The following is a 19,997-nucleotide window of genomic DNA, read 5'->3' as shown; positions in this document are numbered from 1 at the left end:
GAGCATTGGTGGCACGGTTCCCGGCGAGGGGAGACCCCGATGACCGCTGAGACGGCGACCGCACCGGTCCCGACCGACACCTTCAACGCGTCCGACTACCTGCTCCGCGTGTCCCGCCGCGCCGAGACCGCCGACCGGACGGCCCTGACCGGGCCGGGCGGCGACCTCACCTACGCGGAGCTGTCCGACCTGGCCGGGCACATCGCCGCCGGGCTCGAACGGTGGGACCTGCGCGCCGAGGAGCGCGTGGTCCTGTTCATGGCCGACGGCCCGTCCATGGCCGCCGCGATCCTGGGCGCGATGCGGCTCGGCGCCGTCCCCGTCCCGGTGTCGACGATGCTGACGGGCGCCGAGCTGGCCGCCCTGCTGAACGACGCGCGGGCCAGGGTCCTGCTGGTCAGCGACCGGTTCGCCGTCGCCGCGGAGTCGGCGCTCGCGCACGCACCCGGCGTCCGGCGCGTCGCGGTGGAGGGCGGCACCGGGCTCCGGGCGCCGGACGGCGTGCGGGTGAGCCCCTTCGAGGACCTGGTCGCCGCGGGCCGGGCCGCCGGCGGCGCGCCGGCCGGTCCCTACCAGACCTCCGACGACTCCAGCGCGCTGTGGCTCTACACGTCCGGGACGACGGGCAAGCCGAAGGGCGCGATGCACCGGCACGCCAACATCCGGCACGTCGTGGAGACCTACGGCCGCCAGGTCCTCGGCATCACGCCCGAGGACCGCTGCTACTCGGTCGCCAAGCTCTTCTTCGCCTACGGGATCGGCAACTCGCTGTTCTTCCCCCTCGCGGTGGGTGCCACGGCGATCCTGGACCCCGACCGCCCGACGCCCGCCTCGGTGGCCGAGCGGCTGGCCGAGTACCGGCCGACGCTCTTCTTCGCCGTCCCCACCTTCTACGCCGCGATCCTCAACGCCGAGGTGCCGGTGGAGGCGTTCGCGTCGGTCCGGCTGGCGGTCTCCGCGGGCGAGCCGCTTCCCGCCGAGCTGTGCCGCCGCTTCACCGCCAGGTACGGGGTGGAGATCATCGACGGGATCGGCTCGACCGAATGCCTGCACATCTTCCTGTCGAACCGTCCGGGCGAGGTCCGCCCGGGGACGACGGGCACCGCCGTCCCCGGCTACGAGCTGCGGGTCGTGGACGGAGCAGGGGCCGACGTGCCGCCGGGGACGCCGGGCTCGCTGCTGGTGAAGGGCGAGTCGATCGCCACCGGCTACTGGTGCCGCACGGAGACGACGCGGCAGGTCTTCCAGGGCGAGTGGCTGCGCACCGGCGACACCTACGTGGTGGACGAGGACGGCTACTACACCTGCCTCGGCCGGACCGGCGACATGCTGAAGGCCGGCGGCATCTGGGTGTCGCCCGCCGAGGTGGAGGGGCGGCTGCTGGAGCATCCGGCGGTCGCGATGGCCGCCGTCGTCGGGCTGCCGGACGCCGACGGGCTGGACAAGCCGGTCGCCTGCGTCGTGCTGAAGGAGGGGGCGGCGGCCGAGCCCGCGGAGCTGATCGGGTTCTGCCGGGCGGGGCTCGCGTCGTTCAAGCGCCCCCGCGAGGTGCTGGTGGTGGACAAGCTCCCGACGACGCCGACCGGCAAGCTGCGCCGGTTCGCGGTCCGCGAGCTGGCCGCGACCCTGCTCGGCACACCCTGACGCGCCCCGGGTCGCCCCCGCCCGGGGCGGCTCCATGCATCGATATGCTACAAACTCCTGACGTTTAGGACGAAATTTGTGGAGCAGGGTGGAAGCAACGCGGCGGAGGGACGGCTCATGACGCACGTGGAGTTCCGGACGGAGCCGGCCGGCTACCGGCACTGGAGCCTGGACGTCGACGGCCCGGTCGCCACCCTGACCATGGCGGTGGACGAGCGGGGCGGGCTCGTGCCCGGCTACGAGCTGAAGCTGAACTCCTACGACCTGGGCGTGGACATCGAGTTGTACGACGCCGTCCAGCGGCTGCGGTTCGAGCACCCCGGGGTGCGCACGGTGGTGATCACCAGCGGCAAGGAGAAGATCTTCTGCGCGGGCGCCAACATCCGGATGCTGGCCGCGTCCCCGCACGCGTGGAAGGTGAACTTCTGCAAGTTCACCAACGAGACCCGCAACGGCATCGAGGACGCGACGGCGCACTCCGGCCAGACCTACCTGGCGGCCCTCAACGGCACCGCGTCCGGCGGCGGCTACGAGCTCGCCCTGGCCTGCGACCACATCATGCTCGTCGACGACCGCTCGTCGGTGGTGTCGCTCCCGGAGCTGCCGCTGCTCGGCGTCCTGCCCGGGACCGGCGGCCTCACCCGGGTGTCGGACAAGCGGCACGTCCGCCGCGACCGCGCCGACTACTTCTCCACCAAGGCCGAGGGGCTCGGCGGCAAGAAGGCCGTCGCGTGGGGCCTGGTGGACGAGGCCGTCCCGCGCACGGCCTGGGACGCGACGGTCGCCGAACGCGCGCGGGAGCTGGCGGAGCGCTCGTCCCGTCCGCCGGACGCGGAGGGCATCACGCTCCCGCGGCTCGGCAAGGAGCGCACGGACACGTCCATCGCCTACCGGCACGTGTCGGCGCGGCTGGACCGCGACGCGGGCGCCGCCGAGATCACGATCGCGGGCCCGGACGCCGCCCCCGGCGGCTTCCGCGACGCCGGCTTCTGGACGCTCGCCATGACCCGCGAGCTGGACGACCTGATCCTCGACCTGCGCACCAACGAGCTGGAGCTCGGTACATGGGTGCTCCGCACGACCGGGGAGGGAAGGCACGTCCTCGCGCACGACCGGCTGCTGCTCGACAACGCCGATGACTGGCTCGCCAACGAGATCGTGCACTACCTCAAGCGGACCCTGAAGCGCTTGGACGTCACGAGCCGCAGCCTCATCGCCCTGATCGAGCCCGGGAGCTGCTTCGCCGGCTCGCTCTTGGAGATCGCGCTGGCCGCCGACCGCACGTACCAGCTCGACGGCGTCTTCGAGGAGGTCGACCCGGACGCCGACCCCGCCACGATCACCGTCGACGCGATGAACCTCGGCCCGCTCCCGATGGGCAACGGCCTCACGCGCGTGCAGACCCGGTTCCTCGGCGACGCCGACGCCCTGGCCGCCGTCCGCGACGCCGCGGGCAAGCCCCTGGAGGCCGGCGACGCCGAGCGCCTCGGGCTGGTCACGTTCGCGCCCGACGACATCGACTGGGACGAGGAGGTCCGCATCGCGGTCGAGGAGCGGGCCAGCTTCAGCCCCGACGCCCTCACCGGGCTGGAGGCCAACTACCGCTTCCCGGGCCCGGAGACCCTGGAGACGAAGATCTTCGGCCGGCTCACCGCCTGGCAGAACTGGATCTTCACCCGCCCGAACGCGTCCGGGCCGGACGGCGCCCTCCGCCGCTACGGCACAGGCCAGCGCGCCGACTTCGACCGAAAGCGAGTCTGACCCATGGCGACCAGCGCCGACTACTCCGAGAAGATCCCGAACAACGTCGACCTCCACGAGGACCGGCGGCTGCAGCGCGCCCTGGAGTCCTGGCAGCCGAACTTCCTCACCTGGTGGGAGTCGATGGGTCCGTCGCTGCCGACGCAGGACGTGTACCTGCGGACGGCCGTGAACGTCGGCCGCGAAGGCTGGGCGCACTTCGGGCACGTCGCCATGAAGGAGTACCGGTGGGGCATCTTCCTGGCCGAACGCGAGGGCGACCGCCGTATCGGCTTCGGTGCCCACAAGGGTGAGCCCGCGTGGCAGAAGGTGCCGGGTGAGTATCGGGCGGACTTGCAGCGTCTCATCGTGATCCAGGGCGATACCGAGCCGGCGTCGGTCGAGCAGCAGCGCAACCTGGGTGCGACCGCGCCGAGTCTGTACGACCTGCGCAACCTGTTCCAGGTGAACGTCGAGGAGGGCCGTCACCTGTGGGCGATGGTCTACCTCCTGCACGCCTACTTCGGGCGCGACGGGCGCGAGGAGGCCGAGGAGCTGCTGCACCGCAACTCCGGCAGCGAGGAGTCGCCGCGCATCCTGGGCGCCTTCAACGAGGAGACGCCCGACTGGCTGTCCTTCTTCATGTTCACCTACTTCACCGACCGCGACGGCAAATACCAGCTCGGCACGCTCAAGGAGTCGGCCTTCGACCCGCTGTCGCGGACCTGCGAGTTCATGCTGAAGGAAGAGGCCCACCACATGATGGTGGGCACGACGGGCATCGACCGGGTCGTCGAGCGGACGGTCCAGCTGATGAAGGAGCACGACACCGACGACGTCACGCCGCACGGCGCGATCGCCCTCGACGTCGTCCAGAAGTACCTGAACTTCCACTACTCCGTCTCGCTCGACCTGTTCGGCTCCGAGACGTCCAGCAACGTCGCGAACTACTACACGGCCGGGCTCAAGGGACGGTGGATGGAGGACCGCCGCAAGGACGACCACCGCCTCACCGACGACGCCATCATGGTGGACGCCCTGGTCGACGGCGCCATCGGCCGGACCGAGGTCGCCGCGCTCACCGGCCTCAACACCGACCTGCGCCGCGAGTACATCGCGGACTGCCAGAGCGGCGTCAACCGGTGGAACCGCATCCTGTCGGAGGCGGGCCTGCCGCAGCGCCTCTACCTTCCGAGCGTCGCCTTCAACCGCAAGGTGGGCGCGTTCGCCGGGATCGAGACCGCCCCGGACGGGGAGATCCTCGACGCCGGCGAGTGGGAGCGGCGCAAGGGCGCCTGGCTCCCGACGGAGGTCGACAAGACCCACGTCCGGTCGCTGATGACCCCGGTCCACGAGCGCGGCAAGATCGCCGGCTGGATCGCGCCGCCCCGCAACGGGATCAACGGACAGCCGTTCGACTACGAGTACGTGCGGCTCTAGCCAGGACGCCGGGTCAGGACGCCGGAAGTCAGGACACCCGGACCGGCAGGCTCTTCCACGCCCGCAGCGTGTTGTTGTGGTGGCGCACCGGGTCGGCCGCGAGTTCGAGGCGTTCCACGCGCCGGGCGAGGGCCGTCAACAGCGCCTCGGACTCCAGGCGCGCCACGTGCTGGCCGGCGCACTGGTGGACGCCCATCCCGAACCCGACGTGGCCGGACGGGTCGCGGGACAGGTCGAACGCGTCGGGATCGTCCCAGCGGCGGGGGTCGCGGTTCGCGGCGCCGAGGAACATGAGGATCTTCCGGCCGTCCGGGACCGCGGTCCCCGCGATCTCCCGGTCGCCGACGGCGGTGCGGAAGAACGTCTGGACGGGCGACTGCCACCGGACCGCCTCGTCGAACGCCGTCCGGGCCAGGGCGGGGTTCTCCCGCAGCCGCCGCCACTGGTCCGGGTTCACCGCGAAGGCGTAGAGGACGGCGCCGAGCCCGTGCACGGTCGTGTCGACGCCCGCCGACAGCAGCGACCGGACGACGAGCGGCGCCTGCTCGCGGGTGATGTCGCCCCGGTCGGCGGCGGCCCAGATCTGCGCTCCGAACCCGTCCGGCGCGAGCCGCTCCCGCGCGCACTGGGCGTTGACCCAGGCCGACAGCTCGGCCACGCGCGGCTGCCCCTTCTCGACCAGGTCGTTCACCGGCCCGAACGCGTTGAACAGGTGGTCGCCGTAGGGGAGGAGGTTCTCGCGGCCTTCGGGGCCGAGGCCGACCGCGTCCGGGAACACGCGCAGCGGGAAGGCCTCGGCGAGCGCCGCGACGGCGTCGAACTCCCCGCCGCCGACGACCTCGTCGACCAGCCGTTCGGCGTCCGCGAACCACGCCTCGCGCAGGCGCCGCAGAGCCCGCGGACCCAGGACCTTGGACAGGACGGCCCGGGGCGCGTCGTGCCGAGGAGGGTCGGCCTCCAGAAGCAGGCTCGGAGGCCGCCAGGGCTTCTCGTGCCGGAAGTTGCTGAGCCCGACGCCCGCGGCCGACTGGAACCCCTGCCAGTCGGTCAGCGCGGCGTGGACCTGCTCGTACCGGGCCAGCGCGAAGACGTCGTACCTGGTCAGGTACGTCACGGGCCCGGCGTCGCGGAGCCGGGCGTGGAGGGGGAGCGGGTCTTCGAGGGCCTCGTGCCCGAACGGGTCGGCGTCGATGGCGGGCGGAGCCTGGACGGCGGTCATCTCGGGTGTCCCTTCAGAGGTCCAGTACGAGCCGGTCGGAACGGGAGCGCGACACGCACACGAACATGCAGTCGCCGGCCTCCCGCTCGCCGTCGTCGAGGATCGAGTCGCGGTGGTCGGGCTCGCCCTCGAGGACGGGCGTCTCGCACGTCCCGCAGAGCCCCTGCCTGCAGGACGACAGGACGCTCACGCCCGCGCCGCCGGCCGCGTCCAGCACCGACTGCCCCGGCCGGACGGTCAGGGAGGCGCCGGACCGGGCCAGACGCAGCTCGAACGGCTCGTCCCGGACGGCCCCGAAGTCACGGGCCACGAACCGCTCGGTGCGCAGCAGCCCCCGCGGCCAGGCGGAGCAGCGCGTCTCCACCGCTTCGAGCAGCGGGGCGGGGCCGCAGCAGTAGACCTTCGTGTCCGGGTCGGGCGGGCCCAGCCATGCCGCGAGATCGAGCAGCCCCTCCCGGTCCTGCGGGACGGCGGTGACCTTGTCGCCAAAGGCCTCCAGCTCGTCGAGGAAGGCCATCGACGCGAGCGAGCGCCCGCCGTAGAGCAACCGCCACCCGGCTCCGAGCATCTCGGCCTGCCGCACCATCGGCAGCAGCGGCGTGATCCCGATGCCGCCCGCGATGAACAGGTACCGCTCGGACGGGACGAGCCGGAAGTTGTTCCGCGGACCGCCGATCGAGACGCGGTCGCCTGCCCGCAGCTCGTCGTGCACGAACGCCGACCCGCCGCGGCCCCCCTGCTCCCGCAGCACACCGACCCGGTACGTGCGGGCGTCCCAGCGGTCGCCGCACAGGGAGTACTGCCGCGTCATGCCGTTCGGCAGCACGAGGTCGATGTGCGCACCGGGCGTCCAGTCGGGCAGGCGCCGGCCGTCCGGGTGGACGAGCGCCAGCGTCACCACGCCGTCGGCCACGGGCGTCTTCGCCGCCACGCACAGTTCGATCGCGGTGTCCACCACGGTCACTCCTCAGAATCCGAAGGGGTGACCACGAGGATCATCTGCGGACGCGCAGAGCGACCATGGCTTTCTCATCCAATGAGAGGCAGAGCGCGACGGCGACCGCCCTCACACACCGCCCAGCGACCTGGACACGCCTCGGGCGGCGGCCTTCAGCGCCGGGATCTGCGCCCGCGCGTTGCGGTCGTTCGGGACCACCACCGACAACGCGGCGACGACCTTCCCGCCCGCCCCGCGAACGGGCACGGCGATCCCCGTCGCACGCTCGTCGATGAACCCCGGACAGAAGGCGACCCCGCTCCGCCGCACGTCGGCGACCATCGCGCGCAGCCCCCGCTCGTCGACCACGGTCGCCTCGGTGTAGGCCACCCGGTCATGGCCCAGGACGTCCTCCAGCGACCCGGACGGCGCATGAGCGAGCAGCACCAGTCCGCTGGACGAGGCGTGCAGCGGCAGCCGTCCCGCGATGCGCGTCAGGTTGATCACCGAGTTCGGCATCGAGAGCCGCTCCACGAAGAGCACCTCGCGCCCGTCCAGCACGCCGAGCTGCGTGTGGTGCCCGATGACCGCGTGCAGGTCCTCCATGAACGGCATCGCGGCCTCCCGCAGCCCGAGCGTCGGCGCGGCCCGCGACGCCAGCTCCCAGAGCCGCATCCCGACCCGCACGCGCCGCTGCTCGTCCCGCGCGAGGAGGCCGTGCTCGACGAGCTGCGCGACCAGCCGCGACGCCGTCGCCACGTGCAGCCCCGTCCGCCGGGCGATCTCCGAGACCGACAGCGCCGGATGGTCGGGATCGAACGCCTCGAAGATCAGCACCGCCCGGGTCAGCACGGACTCGCGAGTCATGTCCCCATTCTCCGCCCCCGGTCACGGGGCCCAGGGCGGGCGGATCTCGTCGGCGGTGGAGCGCAGGATCGCGATCGCGCGCCGGGTCGCCGTCTCGAAGGCCGCGGGGAAGCTTCCGGTCGCCGTTCCGACCGGCGTGAGCGAGGCCGCCAGGTCGTCCAGCTTGCGGACGATCTCCTGCCGCCGATGCGCCTCGCCTGGAGTGAGACCGGTACGGGCGCGCATCCGCTCCTCCAGATCGGCGACCACGTCCTCGTTCAGGATCCACTGGCGGTGGACCCGGGCGTACACGTCCGGATCCGGCGCGTGCGCCGTCTCCAGGAGCCGTCCGGCGACCTCCTTCCGCTCGCCGCCGGGCAGCCCGGCCAGCCGGGCGCGGAGCACGCGCGCGAACCGCTCGACCTGCTCAGGGTGGTCGGGAAGCGGCACGGGGGCGGGCCCGGGACGCGGGCGGTCGAGGCTCAGGCCGGGCGGAAGGGCCGGCTCCGCCGGGGCGCCTGCCGTACCGGCCGCCGGCTCCGCGCGTTGCAGCACTCCCCGCCGCGCCGCCCGCAGGCCCGCCTCGTATCCGAGCCGCCGATCCCCGTTCCCCAGAAGGGGGAGGTCGCCGATCCTGTCCGCCACCTCGTGCAGGACCCCGTCCAGGGCGAGCCGCGCGGACGGACGTGCCGGGCGTTCATCCGGTTCGGGGACGGTCTCCAGCCACGACCGCAGCCGCACGGCTGCCTGGGCGGCATCGTCGCGGCCCGTGTAGGCGGCATCGACCTCCAGCCATTCCGGCACCGCCTTCAGGAGCGCCTCGACCAGGTCGGCCCGCAACCGCCGGTGATCCGCCGGATGGGAGGCGGCGGTGACACCCGGGTAACGCCGGAGCACGACGTGCTCCACCGCGGTGCCGAGCGCCTGGGCACGGCGCCCGTGATCGACCCCGGCGGGTACGGGCTCCTCCGGGTCCGGGCGGCGCGCGCCGGTGTCGGGCAGCGGGCCGGTCATGGGCGGGGAGGCGCTGAGGACCCGGTCCACCAGGCCGTTCTCAAGCGCCTCCTGGGCGGTGAACCACCGCTCCCGGTTCGCGTCCGCGACGACCTGGCCGAGGGGAAGGCCGGTGTCCTCGGCGATGATCTGGAAGATCCGGTCCCCCACGGCCGCGTCGGCGTCCCCGGCCGGCCCCTTGGGCGGTATCAGCAGGATCCTGGCCTCGGGCAGGGCGGTCCGCTTTCCCGGCGTCCCGGCCGAGAGCACCACCTGCGCCATGCCGGCCGCCATGCCGAAGGCCACGGTGACGACGTCCATCCGGACGTACTTGATCACGTCGTAGAGTGCCATGCCCGGGGTGACCAGCCCGCCCGGCGAGTCGATGTAGAGGTAGACGTCCGAGGTCGGGTCGTCGGCCTCCATCTGCAGCAGGTCCGCGCAGATCCGGTTGGCCGCGGCATCGTCGATCTCGCCCTTGAGCAGCAGCACCCGGGCGTCGAAGAGCTTCGCGCGAGCGTCCTCTTCCTCGACTCCGCTCACGCCGCCCTCCCCGTCGTTCCGTGACTGATGCGTCACCGACCCTAACGATCGGCCCCCCGGCGTGCAGGCTGCTCGCGCGATCCGGCCCCGGCGACTCGCGGCTCAAGCCCCCGTGCTCGCGGCGGCCGCGGGGAAGAGTCGCAGCCATGCGGTGCCGGGCTCCGCCCCCTCGACCTCGACGCGCTCGAAGGCCGGACCGGTTCCGGCGACGGCCCGGTGCACGGGCGAGGAGACGATCAGCCCGAGGACGGCCGGGCCGGACGCCAGCCGCCGCCGCAGCACGCCCGCACCCAGCAACCGCGCGGCACGCGCGAGGACGTCCCCGGTGACTCCGTCCGGGCCCGCGAGCACCGGGCCCGTGTCGACCGCGACCCGCACCCGGAACCGCAGCTCCTCCGCCGCGGCGCGGTCGTGCCGGGCGATGCGCTCGGCGAACGCCCGGACCAGGGGGTCCGCGGGCGTGCTCGCCGGGACCCCGGGCGGGACGACGAGCAGCACCCCGTCCCCGCGGTCCTCGTGGTGGCACGCGGCCCAGGACACCCCGGAGGCGGCGAACGCCCCCTCCAGGGACCGGTACAGCACCTTCCTGATGGCGGCGCGGTCGGACTCCGTCCGGTCCGGCGACCCGAACCCCACCACGTCGGCGAACACGATCGTGCAGTCCTGCCCGGTGAGGAAGGGCGAACCCGGCGCGGCCTCCGGAACCGGCGCGCCGGAGGCGGTGAGCCGCTCCAGCCGGGCCACGTCGAGGACGTCGATCGTGGCGGCCTCGGCGCGGACGAGACCCTGGCCGCCCCACTGGGCGAGCACGCTGTCCACCGCCGCCGGCGACGACGACGTCCAGCCGGCGAGTTCCCGGCCGGTCACCGGGAGGGTCCGCCCCCGCGCCCGCGAGAGCGTGGTGAACAGCGCCGCCAGCCGCCGCTGGGTGTCGGCGAGCTCGGTGCCCGAGGTGTGGGCCGCCGCCTCGATCGCGCGGTCGTGCGCCTGCTTCTCCAGCACGGACTGCACGCCCGGGTGCCGCTCCACCACGCGCCGGAAGTCCGCCGCCTCGATCACGAGCGCCTCCACCGCGTCGAGCGCGATGACCGTGGCGGACCAGGCGTCGCCCTCGAACAGGGCCCGCTCGCCGATGAGATCGCCGGGCCCGCGGACCGCGACGATCCGCTCCTCGCCCGCCCGGTCCACGCGGACCTTCGTCCAGCCCGTGCGGATGACGACGACGTAGTCGGCCGGATACCCCTGCCGCAGGATCGGCGCGCCCGGCCCGAAGGCGCGCGGGCGCGCGGCGGCGCGGACGGCGTCCCGCTCGCCGGAGTCGAGGGCGTGCCAGAAGCTCTCCCTGAGCTTCCCGCCCCGCTCGCCCGGCCGCGCCCGCTGGGCCGCCGCCCGGGCGGAACCGGCCTGAGCACGCGCGAACTCGACCACCGGCGCGATGAACAGCGCCAGCACGCAGAGGGTCAGGGCGGCGACCACGGCCGCGGCGGGCGTCCCGGTCGCCGTCGCCGTCCAGGCCGTGCACGCCGCCCCGAGCACCGCGAACATCACCAGTCCCCAGGCCAGAGCCCGCACGGCATCCGTTCCAGAGGACGGTCGCAGCCCCGGCCCGTCCGGGGCGAAGGCGGGCGAGGCGTCGGAGAACGCCTCCAGCAGCCGCCGTGCCCGGCCGCCCCCGCCGGGCGCCGCCGGCGTGGCGGTCGCGTCCGAGAAGGCCACCAGCAACCTGCGCCAGCCGTGATCAGGACTCGGCATCGCATCCCCCATTCATCCGGCCCGGCCAGGCCCGTCGTTCTCGTCGTCCTCGTCACCGTCGGGGCCCGGCGGGAGCGCCCAGAGCGCGTACCGGCCGAGCTTGGCCATGATGGCCGGTGCGCCGGCGCCGAACGCGAAGGCCAGCCACGGCGCGTCGATCAGGTCGCTCGCCGCCGCGGCCGAGGTCACCATCGCGGCGAGCATGCAGTGCAGCGCGCAGGCGAACAGGTAGTACCGGCCGCCAGGCCCCTTGGGATACCGCCACGGCGGCCCCTTGACGCGCCGGTTCGCCTCCAGGAAGGCGAGCGTGCGGTTGGCCGCGGCCCCCATCAGCCCCCACACGACGAACTGCCACATGCTCCGAAGGTAAGAGCCCGGACGCGGGAGGAACGTGCCGTGCTGCACAAACCCGAGCGAACTCCCCGGATTCAGCGGGCGAGGTGGCGGGAGATGACCAGGCGCTGGATCTGGTTGGTGCCCTCGAAGATCTGCATCACCTTGGCCTCGCGCATGAAGCGCTCGACCGGGAAGTCGCGGGTGTAGCCGGCGCCGCCCAGGACCTGGACGGCGTCCGTGGTCACCTTCATGGCGTTGTCGGTGGCGATGAGCTTGGCGATGGACGCCTCGCGGGCGTAGGGGCGGCCGGCGTCCTTCAGGCGGGCGGCGGACAGGTAGGTGGCGCGCGACGACTCGATCGCCGCGGCCATGTCGGCGAGGACGAAGGCGAGGCCCTGGTGGTCGATGATCGCCTTGCCGAACGTCTCGCGCTCCTTGGCGTAGGCGACGGCGTGGTCGAGGGCGCCCTGGGCCAGGCCGGTGGCGACGGCGGCGATGCCGAGGCGGCCGGCGTCGAGGCCGGCGAGCGCGATGGACAGGCCCTGGCCCTCGTCGCCGATCAGGTGGTCGGCGGGGACGCGGGCGTCCACCAGACGGACGGTCGCGGTGGTGGAGCCCATCAGGCCCATCTTGTCCTCGGGCTCGTCGAACTCCAGGCCGGGGGTGCCGGTGGGGACGTGGAAGCAGGAGATCCCGCGGGTCTTCTCGTCGGAGGTGCGCGCCATGACCGTGTAGAAGTCGGCCTTGCCGCCGTGGGTCGTCCACGCCTTGGCGCCGTTGAGGACGTAGGAGTCGCCGTCGCGGACCGCCTTGGCGCGCATCGCGGCCGGGTCGGAGCCGGCGTGGGCCTCCGACAGGCAGTACGCGCCCAGCCGCTCCCCGGAGAGCATGTCCGGGAGCCACCGCGCGCGCTGCTCGTCGGTGCCGTAGGCGAAGAGGGGGAAGCACGAGAGCGCGTGGACGCTGACGCCGACGCCGACGCTCGCCCAGACCGCGCCGATCTCCTCCAGGACCTGGAGGTAGATCTCGTACGGCTGGTCGCCGCCGCCGAACTTCTCCGGGTACGGCAGCGTCAGCAGGCCCGCCCGGCCGAGCGTCCTGAACACCTCGCGCGGGAACGTCCCGGTGCGCTCGGCGCCGGTGACGCGCGGCAGCAGCTCCTTGAGCGCGATGTCGCGGGTGAGCGCGAGCAGGTCCGCGGACTCGGGGTTCGGCAGGTGCCGGGTGGCGGGCATGGGCGGGCTCCTTTCGGCAGGCCAACAGTACCAAAGGCAGTACTGGCGAACCCATTTTGGTACTGTCATGGCCATGACCTCGGTGGACGAGCGGGCGACGCGGGCCTCGCGGCGGCGGGAGGCCCTGGTCGACCGGCTGATGGAGGTGTTCCTCGACCGCGGGTTCGCCGAGCTGGGCGTCGCCGACCTGGCCGCCGTCCTGCGCTGCTCCAAGAGCACCCTGTACTCGGTCGCCGCCAGCCGGGAGCAGATCATCGTGGCCGTCGTGCGGGCGTTCTTCCGGCGGGCGACCGAACGCGTGGAGGCCGTGCTCGACGCCAGCGCCGACCCGCGCGAACGGGTCGGCGCCTACCTGCGGGCCATCTCCGACGAGCTGGCCCCGGCGTCGCCGGCCTTCTTCGCCGACCTCGACGCGTTCGCCCCCGCGCGGGAGATCTACAAGCGCAACACCCGGTTCGCGGTCCGGCGCGTGCAGGGCCTCGTAAGGGAGGCGTCGCCGGATTCGGACGCGGCCTTCGTCGGCGCCGTCGCCGGGCAGGTGATGGAGTCCATCCACCGCGGCGAGATCAAGGCGCAGACCGGCCTGGACGACTCGGCCGCCTACGCCGCGCTGGCCTCCCTCATCGTCGCCAGGATGGAGGCCTGACTCAGTTCTGCGACGACTGGAGGGCGTGCTCCACCAGCGCCACCAGCACGCCGCGCGCCACCTCGCGGCTGCGCACGTCGCACATCATCACCGGGACCTCCGGGTCGACGTCGAGCGCGGTGCGGATCTCCTCCACGGTGTAGCGGCGGGCGCCGTCGAACCGGTTGGCGGCGATGACGAACGGGATCCGCCGCTGCTCGAAGAAGTCGATGGCCGCGAAGCTCGTGGTGAGCCGGCGCGTGTCGACCAGCACGATGGCGCCGACCGCGCCGTAGGCGATCTGGTCCCACATGAACCAGAACCGCTCCTGGCCGGGCGTCCCGAACAGGTACAGCCGGACGCCGCCGGAGAACGTCAGCCGGCCGAAGTCCATCGCGACGGTCGTGGTGGTCTTGCCCTCCACGCCGCCGAGGTCGTCCACCCCGATGGACGCGTCGGTGAGGTCCTCCTCGGTGCGCAGCGGCCGGACCTCGCTCACCGCGCCGACGAGCGTCGTCTTGCCGACGCCGAACCCGCCGGCGACGAGGACCTTGAGGGTGTGCAGGGGGACGTCGTCGTCGCGGCCGTAGGGGGCGGCGTACGAGGCGCGCGGGTCAGAGGCGGCGGAGTTCATCGAGCACTCTCATCAGGATGCGGGGGTCGGGGCGTTCGGCGGGTGCGGCCTGCGGCATTTCCTCGATCAGGCCGTACCGGTGCAGGTCCTCCAGCAGGATCTGCACGACCCGGAACGGCAGGTCGGTCTCCGAGGCGAGGTCGGCGGGCGTGGAGGGCCGCCGGCACAGGTCCAGCAGCAGCCGCTGCTCGCGCGCCAGCCGGACCCGGTCGCCCGGGGTCCGGCCGGTCGCGACGAGGATGGTCACCAGGTCGATCAGCGGCCCCCGCGGGCGGGTGCGCCCGCGGGTCACCGCGTACGGCCGGACGACCGGGCCGGCGTCGCGCCCGACCCAGCGTTCTCTCGGGCTCTCCACGGGGGCCTCTAGCCGGAGGCGCCCGAGCGCACCGGCGGGTCCTGCGGCCCGGCCGCGGTGCGCGGCCGGGCGGACAGCGTGCGCCGCACCCTCTTGATCAGCATGGTCGTCTCGTAGGCGACCAGCCCGGCGTTGCCGCCCGCGTCGCTGAGGACGGCGAGGCAGCTGCCGTTGCCCGCGGGCATGACGAAGAACAGCAGGCCGTCCAGCTCCACGACGGTCTGCCGCACCTGCTCGGCCTGGAAGTGCTCGCGGGCGCCGTTGGCGAGGCTGTGGAACCCCGACGACAGCGCCGCGAGGAACTCGGCGTCCTTGCGGGTGACGTCCCCGGAGGCGCCCATGACCAGCCCGTCCCGGGAGAGCAGGACGGCTTGGCGGACCTCCCCGACCCGCTGCACCAGATCGTCGAGCAGCCAGTCGAGCTCGCCTGAGGCCTGGCCCTGCCCTGTCATACGTCCCCCCGTTCATCGCGTGGATCAAGATCGCCCGGTTCGTCGTCGGTGACCCTGCCGCGCAGCCATCCCGACTGTAGCGAGGCCATCAGGTCGCGGCTGAGCTCCGGGCTCGGCTCGTCGAAGTCGTCGAGGTCGTCGTCCGCGGCGGGCTCGGGGTGCCGTGCCGTCGCCCGCGCGCGCAGCTGGGGCGCCATGTGGCGCTGCCGGACGCGGCGCGGGAGCCGGCCGGTGATCTCGCTGTCCTCCGCGACGGCCTCCGGTTCGCCGCCGGGCGGCGGCGGCCCCTGGACGACCCTGCCGTGCAGCGCGGGGCGGACCGGCCGGTCGAGCCGGGCCGGGGGCGCCGCCGCGGAGGCGGCCGGCCCGACCGGCTGCGGCCGCGCGGGTCCGAGGCCCCGCGCCATGTGCCACTCGTCGTCCAGGACGACCAGGGCGTGCGGGATGAGGACGATCGCGGTCGTCCCCCCGTACGCCGACGGCTGCAGCGACACCTGGATGCGGTGCCGGGCGGCGAGCCGCGCGACGACGAACAGCCCGAGCCGCTCGGTGTCGGCGAGGTCGAACTCGACGGCGCTGGCGAGCCGCCGGTTCAGCTCCTCCAGCTCGTCGGGCTCCAGGCCGACGCCCCGGTCCACCACCTCGACGGCCAGCCCGTTGGCGACCGTCTCGACCTTGACGGTGACCTCGGTGGCCGGCGGCGAGAACGCCGCGGCGTTCTCGATCAGCTCGGCGAGCAGGTGGATGACGTCGGCGACCACGTCGCCGGTGACCGCGGTCGACGACGCGCCGGTCACCTCGACCCGGGTGTAGTCCTCGACCTCGGCGATCGCGGCGCGCACCACGTCCTCGGCGGCGACCGGATGGTCCCACGCGCGGACGGTCGGCGATCCGGAGAGGATCACCAAGCCCTCGGCGTGCCGGCGCATGCGGGTGGTGAGGTGGTCGAGGCGGAACAGGTCGTCCAGCTCCTCGGGGCTGGACGCGCGCCGCTCCATCTGGTCCAGGAGCCGCAGCTGCCGGTGCAGCAGCGACTGGCTGCGCCAGGACAGGTTGATGAAGACCCGGTTGATGCCGGCGCGCAGCTCCGCCTCGCCCACCGCGGTGCTGACGGCCGTCCGCTGGACGGCGTCGAACGCGGCGGCGACGAGGGTGATCTCCGTGGTCCGGCCGGGTTCCGGGGGCGGTGCCTCGGCATCGACGTCTACCTTCTCGCCCCGCCGGAGCCGCGCCACCACGGCGGGCAGCCGCTCGTGCGCGAGCCGCTGGGCGGACGCCTGCAGGTCGCGCAGCTCCTGCGCGAGCCGCCGCGCGAACAGCAGCGACACCGCCAGCGATCCGGCCACCACCAGCAGGCCGACGACGCAGGTCAGGAAGAACCGCAGCATGATCAGCCGGCGGGCGGGCTCGACGAGCTCGTCGTTCTGCACGTCGCCGGCCCGGACGGCGGCCCGCTGCCACCGCGGCGCGAGCTCCTGGACGGCCGCCTGCCACTGCCGGGCGCCGGGGATCAGGCCCTGCTCGATGATCTGCGCCTCCAGCAGGCTGAAGCTGCCGAACGCGCTGGAGTCGGCCAGGCCCTCGACGATCGTGGAGATCTTGCCGCCGGCCTCGCTGCGGGCCAGCTGGAGGAACTCGTCGCGATTGCCCGCCCAGCGCGCGAACGCCATCCGCTCGGTGGCGTTCAGCCGCTTCTTGCCGGCCACCGACAGCAGCGCGTCCTCGCGGAGCATGAAGTCGCGGGCCCAGGAGAAGTGCAGGTTGGCGGCGCTCTGCCGGTAGATCTCGACGTCGTCGACGCCGACGAAGGCCATCAGGACCCGGAACGAGTTATCGGTGAGGCCGCTGTAGGCGTCGATGGCCTGCACCGTGCCGGCCGCTCCCTCGCCGATCTGCGTCCGGAGCGGGCGCAGCTCGTCGTACCTGCGGTCGAGCGCCTCCAGCCGGTTCCACATCTCCTCGCTCGCGGCGCTCCTGGACCGGGACGACAGGGCCGACGTGCGGAAGGCGGCCACGGCCCCGTCCGTCTGCTGGGCGATGCCCTGATAGGTCCGCACGGTCCCGGCGTTCCGGTTCGTCAGCACGGCGACGGCGGCGGCGCGCTCGCGCTGCATCATCTCCATGACCGCCCCGGCCGGAAGCCCGACGTCCTTGTACAGCCGGGTGAAGTCCGACCGCTGCAGCGCGGCGGTCAGCGTCGTGCCCGCCGCGAACGCCCACAGCGCCACCAGCGCGACGAGCGGGACGGCGAGGAGCATCGCGATCCGCCGCCCGACCGGCCGCGCGCGCGGCCGTTCACGGGAGCCCTGCCCCTGCTCGGGCTTCGTCACTTGCCCACACTCCTGATCTCCTCGGCCGTGGTCGTGCCGGCCACGTTCGGCGGGACCGGAGCATACTTAGTCTGATTTGCCGTCGACCAGGGGCCTCACCTGCGCCTTCGCGGGCGCTCGCGCATGCGGCGCGTGAGGTGGCGGCGCCGGGCCGTGATCGGCGGCGTTCCGGGCGGTTCCGCCGCCGCGCCGGGTCGCGGTGCGCGGCACATGGCCGCCGGTCTCCTCGTCGCCGCAGGTCAGGAACTCGGTCGAGGGGAAGATGACCGTGCCCGGCGGAGTTCGCCCGAAGGTGGATGATCAAGCATCGGCGGGAAGCGCGTAAGGCCGCCGGGAAAGGCCGGTGACGATTTTGATCATGTGAGCTGAGTTGAAAAAGAGGCCAATATTGGCCGTTTCGATGCAGAGTCGTGTCTTGTTGCAGGAAATGACGCATGTCAGGCTTCGGGTTACTTTGTCCCCCTACCACCGGAGACCGAGACATGCGCAGAGCCGCGCTAGCCTCCCTCGCCGGGCTGTCGCTCGCCGCCACCACCCTGGCCGCGGTGCCCGCCCAGGCCGCCGCGCCGGCCCCGTCCAAGCTGGCCAGGCTGGTCACGCTGAAGAACGTCCGCCATCACCAGCTCAACCTGCAGAAGATCGCGGACGCCAACGGCGGCAACCGGGCCGCCGGGCTCCCCGGCAACAAGATCACCGTCAAGTACATCGCGGACCAGCTCAAGCGGGCCGGGTACAGCCCCACGGTCCAGGACTTCGAGTTCGACTTCTGGCAGGAGCTGTCCGAGCCGGTCTTCGCCGAGACCGAGCCCGAGCAGAAGACGTTCGCTCCCGACACCGACTTCGCGACCCTGCAGTACTCCGGGGCCGGCGACGTCACCGCCGCCGCCAGCCCGGTCGACCCGGGTGCCACCGGAACCGGCAGCGGATGCGAGGCCGACGACTTCGCCGGCTTCCCGGCGGGTCAGATCGCGCTGATCCAGCGCGGCGGGTGCTTCTTCTCCGTCAAGGCCGACAACGCCATCGCCGCCGGCGCGTCCGCCGTCGTCATCTACCAGCTCCCCGAGGAGCCGGGCCCGGTCGCCGGCACGCTGACCAAGCCCTACGACATCCCCGTGGTCGGCCCGACGAACGCGGTCGGCAGGGCCCTCGTCGAGCAGGCGCAGAACGGCGGGGTGACGCTGCGGGTCAAGACCGACACCTTCACCGAGAAGCGGGAGGCCTCCAACGTCGTCGCCGACACGCGCCGCGGCAAGGCCGACAACGTCGTGGTCCTCGGCGCGCACAACGACAGCGTCACCGACGGGCCGGGCATCAACGACGACGGCTCGGGCGTCGCGACGCTGCTGGAGACCGCGAAGCAGATCAACAAGCTCGGCGGCAAGCTGCGCAACCGGGTCCGGTTCGCGTTCTGGGGCGCCGAGGAGGAGGGCCTGCTCGGCTCGCAGCACTACGTCGACGGCCTCTCCCAGGCCGAGCGTGACAAGATCGCGCTGAACCTGAACTTCGACATGCTCGCCTCGCCGAACTTCGTCCGGTTCGTCTACGACGGGGACAACAGCGCGGGCCAGAACAACGTCGAGGCGCCGGCCGGGTCCGGGGCGATCGAGAAGGCCTTCAACGACCACTTCGCGAAGCGGAAGCTGGCCACCACCCCGACGCCGTTCAACGGGCGGTCGGACTACAACGCCTTCATCACCGTCGGCATCCCCGCGGGCGGCCTGTTCACCGGGGCCGAGGGCATCAAGACGCCCGAGCAGGCGGAGGTGTACGGAGGCGAGGCCGGAGTGGCCTACGACCCGTGCTACCACTCGGTCTGCGACCGCTACGACAACGTGAACCTCAAGGGCTTCGACCAGATGATCGACGGCGCCGCCGCGGTGACCGAGCTGTTCGCGCACAGCACCCTGACGGTCAACGGCAACGAGCGCAAGCAGGCGCGGGCCGGCGTCCAGCCCAGCCGGCGCGTGGTGCCCGACGTGATCGGCCACTACACGACCAGGTAAGACCGGTCATCCAGGGGACGCGCCCGCGGCCGCGGGCGCGTCCCTCGCCGTGTCCGGGCGGGTCAGCCCAGCGTCTCGGCGACCGCCCGCAGGGCGGGGCGGGGATCGCCGCCGGGCTCCGTCAGCGCCTGCACGGCGACATGGTCGGCGCCCGCGTCCAGGTGCCCGGCCACCCGGGCCGAGACCGCCGCCGCGTCGCCGTGCGCGATCAGCGCGTCCACGAGGGCGTCGCTGCCGCCGTCCGCGACGTCGGCGTCGGTGAAGCCGAGCCGCTTGAAGCTGGCGACGTAGTTCCGCAGGCCGAGGTACCGGACGAGCATCTCCCTGGCCAGCGCGCGGGCCCGGCCCGGGTCGGTGTCGAGGACGATCTTCTGATCGGGCGCGAGGAGCGGGCCGTCGCCCAGCAGCCGCCGGGCCTCGCGGCTGTGCTCCGGCGTCGTCAGGTACGGGTGCGCGCCGGCCGCCCGCTCGGCCGACAGCCGCAGCACCTTCGGCCCGAGCGCGGCGAGGACGCGCCCGCTCGCCGGGACGTCCGCGGCGTCCAGCGCGTCGAGGTACCGGACGATCGTCTCGTAGGGGCTGCGGTACTCCTGCGTCGCCTCGGGATGGCCGATGCCCGCGCCGAGCAGGAACCGCCCGCCGTGCGCGTCGTTCAGCCGGTGGTAGGACGCCGCGACCTCCGCGGCCGGCGTCTTCCACATGTTCACGATGCCCGTCGCGATCACGATCCGGTCGGTGGCCGCCAGCAGCCGGTCGGCGATCTCCAGGTCCCCGTCCGGCGAGCCGCCGATCCAGATCGCCCCGTAACCGAGGTCCTCGACGTCCTTGGCCAGGTCGGCATCGAGCAGGCTCCACGGCCGCCAGATCCCGAGCCGGCCCACGTTGATCTTCGTCATGGTCCCCCCAACAGGTC

17 protein-coding genes are annotated in these 19,997 nt (G+C 73.1%); 5 read left to right on the top strand and 12 right to left on the bottom strand.

Translation table 11 applies throughout. The features are described from left to right. The first annotated feature begins 39 nt into the window (after positions 1-39). The 3 genes from BM339_RS21415 to boxB all read left to right on the top strand — a co-directional run bounded on the left by BM339_RS21415 (position 40) and on the right by boxB (position 4,824). Positions 40-1,644 (top strand): benzoate-CoA ligase family protein, encoded by a 1,605-nt coding sequence (locus BM339_RS21415; RefSeq protein ID WP_021596251.1) that lies wholly within the window; start codon positions 40-42, stop codon positions 1,642-1,644. 117 nt (positions 1,645-1,761) lie between these two features. Beyond that, positions 1,762-3,405 (top strand): 2,3-epoxybenzoyl-CoA dihydrolase, encoded by a 1,644-nt coding sequence (boxC, locus tag BM339_RS21410; protein ID WP_075022068.1) that lies wholly within the window; start codon positions 1,762-1,764, stop codon positions 3,403-3,405. Positions 3,406-3,408: 3 nt separating this feature from the next. Then, the gene (gene boxB / locus BM339_RS21405; RefSeq protein ID WP_075021991.1) at positions 3,409-4,824 is read left to right on the top strand and encodes a benzoyl-CoA 2,3-epoxidase subunit BoxB; all 1,416 of its coding nucleotides are present in this window, start codon (positions 3,409-3,411) and stop codon (positions 4,822-4,824) included. Between the two features lie 28 nt (positions 4,825-4,852). Here boxB and BM339_RS21400 read toward each other — a convergent pair whose 3' ends face one another. The 7 genes from BM339_RS21400 to BM339_RS21370 all read right to left on the bottom strand — a co-directional run bounded on the left by BM339_RS21400 (position 4,853) and on the right by BM339_RS21370 (position 12,685). Next, the gene (locus tag BM339_RS21400) at positions 4,853-6,043 is read right to left on the bottom strand and encodes a cytochrome P450 (protein WP_021596254.1); all 1,191 of its coding nucleotides are present in this window, start codon (positions 6,041-6,043) and stop codon (positions 4,853-4,855) included. Positions 6,044-6,056: 13 nt separating this feature from the next. Further along, positions 6,057-6,998 (bottom strand): PDR/VanB family oxidoreductase, encoded by a 942-nt coding sequence (locus BM339_RS21395; RefSeq protein ID WP_244938601.1) that lies wholly within the window; start codon positions 6,996-6,998, stop codon positions 6,057-6,059. A gap of 111 nt (positions 6,999-7,109) precedes the next feature. After that, the gene (locus BM339_RS21390) at positions 7,110-7,847 is read right to left on the bottom strand and encodes an IclR family transcriptional regulator (RefSeq protein WP_021596256.1); all 738 of its coding nucleotides are present in this window, start codon (positions 7,845-7,847) and stop codon (positions 7,110-7,112) included. Positions 7,848-7,868: 21 nt separating this feature from the next. Then, complete coding sequence (locus tag BM339_RS21385; protein WP_075021990.1) at positions 7,869-9,362, bottom strand: ClpP family protease; 1,494 nt, start codon at positions 9,360-9,362, stop codon at positions 7,869-7,871. A 102-nt stretch (positions 9,363-9,464) separates the two neighbouring features. After that, complete coding sequence (locus BM339_RS21380) at positions 9,465-11,114, bottom strand: cyclic nucleotide-binding domain-containing protein (RefSeq protein WP_143118541.1); 1,650 nt, start codon at positions 11,112-11,114, stop codon at positions 9,465-9,467. 12 nt (positions 11,115-11,126) lie between these two features. Continuing rightward, positions 11,127-11,471 (bottom strand): hypothetical protein, encoded by a 345-nt coding sequence (locus BM339_RS21375; RefSeq protein WP_021596259.1) that lies wholly within the window; start codon positions 11,469-11,471, stop codon positions 11,127-11,129. A 71-nt stretch (positions 11,472-11,542) separates the two neighbouring features. Beyond that, positions 11,543-12,685 carry an acyl-CoA dehydrogenase family protein gene (locus BM339_RS21370; protein ID WP_075021988.1) on the bottom strand — a complete coding sequence of 381 codons (1,143 nt, stop codon included), beginning with the start codon at positions 12,683-12,685 and terminating at the stop codon, positions 11,543-11,545. A 73-nt stretch (positions 12,686-12,758) separates the two neighbouring features. On the opposite strand from BM339_RS21370, the gene BM339_RS21365 reads away from it, so the two are divergent. Beyond that, a complete protein-coding gene (locus BM339_RS21365) occupies positions 12,759-13,331 on the top strand; it encodes a TetR/AcrR family transcriptional regulator (RefSeq protein WP_024936433.1) in 573 nt (190 codons plus the stop codon). Between the two features lies 1 nt (position 13,332). Here BM339_RS21365 and BM339_RS21360 read toward each other — a convergent pair whose 3' ends face one another. The 4 genes from BM339_RS21360 to BM339_RS21345 are packed head-to-tail and all read right to left on the bottom strand — an operon-like array spanning position 13,333 to position 17,081. After that, positions 13,333-13,944: a GTP-binding protein gene (locus BM339_RS21360; RefSeq protein WP_021596262.1), complete on the bottom strand. Its 612-nt coding sequence runs from the start codon at positions 13,942-13,944 to the stop codon at positions 13,333-13,335. Next, positions 13,925-14,299 (bottom strand): DUF742 domain-containing protein, encoded by a 375-nt coding sequence (locus tag BM339_RS21355; protein ID WP_021596263.1) that lies wholly within the window; start codon positions 14,297-14,299, stop codon positions 13,925-13,927. Before BM339_RS21355 ends, BM339_RS21360 begins: the two co-directional genes overlap by 20 nt. 8 nt (positions 14,300-14,307) lie before the next feature. Beyond that, positions 14,308-14,751 (bottom strand): roadblock/LC7 domain-containing protein, encoded by a 444-nt coding sequence (locus BM339_RS21350; protein ID WP_024936434.1) that lies wholly within the window; start codon positions 14,749-14,751, stop codon positions 14,308-14,310. Next, entirely contained in the window at positions 14,748-17,081 is a 2,334-nt protein-coding gene (locus BM339_RS21345) for a sensor histidine kinase (protein ID WP_075021987.1), read from the bottom strand. Before BM339_RS21345 ends, BM339_RS21350 begins: the two co-directional genes overlap by 4 nt. 482 nt (positions 17,082-17,563) lie before the next feature. Between BM339_RS21345 and BM339_RS21340 the strand changes: the two genes are divergently transcribed. Beyond that, positions 17,564-19,084, top strand: a complete 1,521-nt coding sequence (locus BM339_RS21340; protein WP_075021986.1) for a M20/M25/M40 family metallo-hydrolase — start codon at positions 17,564-17,566, stop codon at positions 19,082-19,084. 62 nt (positions 19,085-19,146) lie between these two features. Here BM339_RS21340 and BM339_RS21335 read toward each other — a convergent pair whose 3' ends face one another. Further along, positions 19,147-19,980 carry an LLM class F420-dependent oxidoreductase gene (locus BM339_RS21335; protein WP_075021985.1) on the bottom strand — a complete coding sequence of 278 codons (834 nt, stop codon included), beginning with the start codon at positions 19,978-19,980 and terminating at the stop codon, positions 19,147-19,149. Between the last annotated feature and the right edge of the window lie 17 nt (positions 19,981-19,997).

The organism is Actinomadura madurae, from assembly GCF_900115095.1.
Classification (GTDB): domain Bacteria; phylum Actinomycetota; class Actinomycetes; order Streptosporangiales; family Streptosporangiaceae; genus Spirillospora; species Spirillospora madurae.
Note: the sequence above shows the minus strand (reverse complement) of the source record. Positions and strands in the feature narration are given on the sequence as shown.

Bases quoted from the DNA above. Each gene is read 5' to 3' on its own strand.
- BM339_RS21380 (WP_143118541.1), bottom strand. From the start codon at position 11,114: ATGCCGAGTCCTGATCACGGCTGGCGCAGGTTGCTGGTGGCCTTCTCG.
- BM339_RS21365 (WP_024936433.1), top strand. From the start codon at position 12,759: ATGACCTCGGTGGACGAGCGGGCGACGCGGGCCTCGCGGCGGCGGGAG.
- boxC (WP_075022068.1), top strand. From the start codon at position 1,762: ATGACGCACGTGGAGTTCCGGACGGAGCCGGCCGGCTACCGGCACTGG.
- BM339_RS21415 (WP_021596251.1), top strand. From the start codon at position 40: ATGACCGCTGAGACGGCGACCGCACCGGTCCCGACCGACACCTTCAAC.
- BM339_RS21335 (WP_075021985.1), bottom strand. From the start codon at position 19,980: ATGACGAAGATCAACGTGGGCCGGCTCGGGATCTGGCGGCCGTGGAGC.
- boxB (WP_075021991.1), top strand. From the start codon at position 3,409: ATGGCGACCAGCGCCGACTACTCCGAGAAGATCCCGAACAACGTCGAC.
- BM339_RS21375 (WP_021596259.1), bottom strand. From the start codon at position 11,471: ATGTGGCAGTTCGTCGTGTGGGGGCTGATGGGGGCCGCGGCCAACCGC.
- BM339_RS21340 (WP_075021986.1), top strand. From the start codon at position 17,564: ATGCGCAGAGCCGCGCTAGCCTCCCTCGCCGGGCTGTCGCTCGCCGCC.
- BM339_RS21360 (WP_021596262.1), bottom strand. From the start codon at position 13,944: ATGAACTCCGCCGCCTCTGACCCGCGCGCCTCGTACGCCGCCCCCTAC.
- BM339_RS21370 (WP_075021988.1), bottom strand. From the start codon at position 12,685: ATGCCCGCCACCCGGCACCTGCCGAACCCCGAGTCCGCGGACCTGCTC.
- BM339_RS21400 (WP_021596254.1), bottom strand. From the start codon at position 6,043: ATGACCGCCGTCCAGGCTCCGCCCGCCATCGACGCCGACCCGTTCGGG.
- BM339_RS21390 (WP_021596256.1), bottom strand. From the start codon at position 7,847: ATGACTCGCGAGTCCGTGCTGACCCGGGCGGTGCTGATCTTCGAGGCG.
- BM339_RS21350 (WP_024936434.1), bottom strand. From the start codon at position 14,751: ATGACAGGGCAGGGCCAGGCCTCAGGCGAGCTCGACTGGCTGCTCGAC.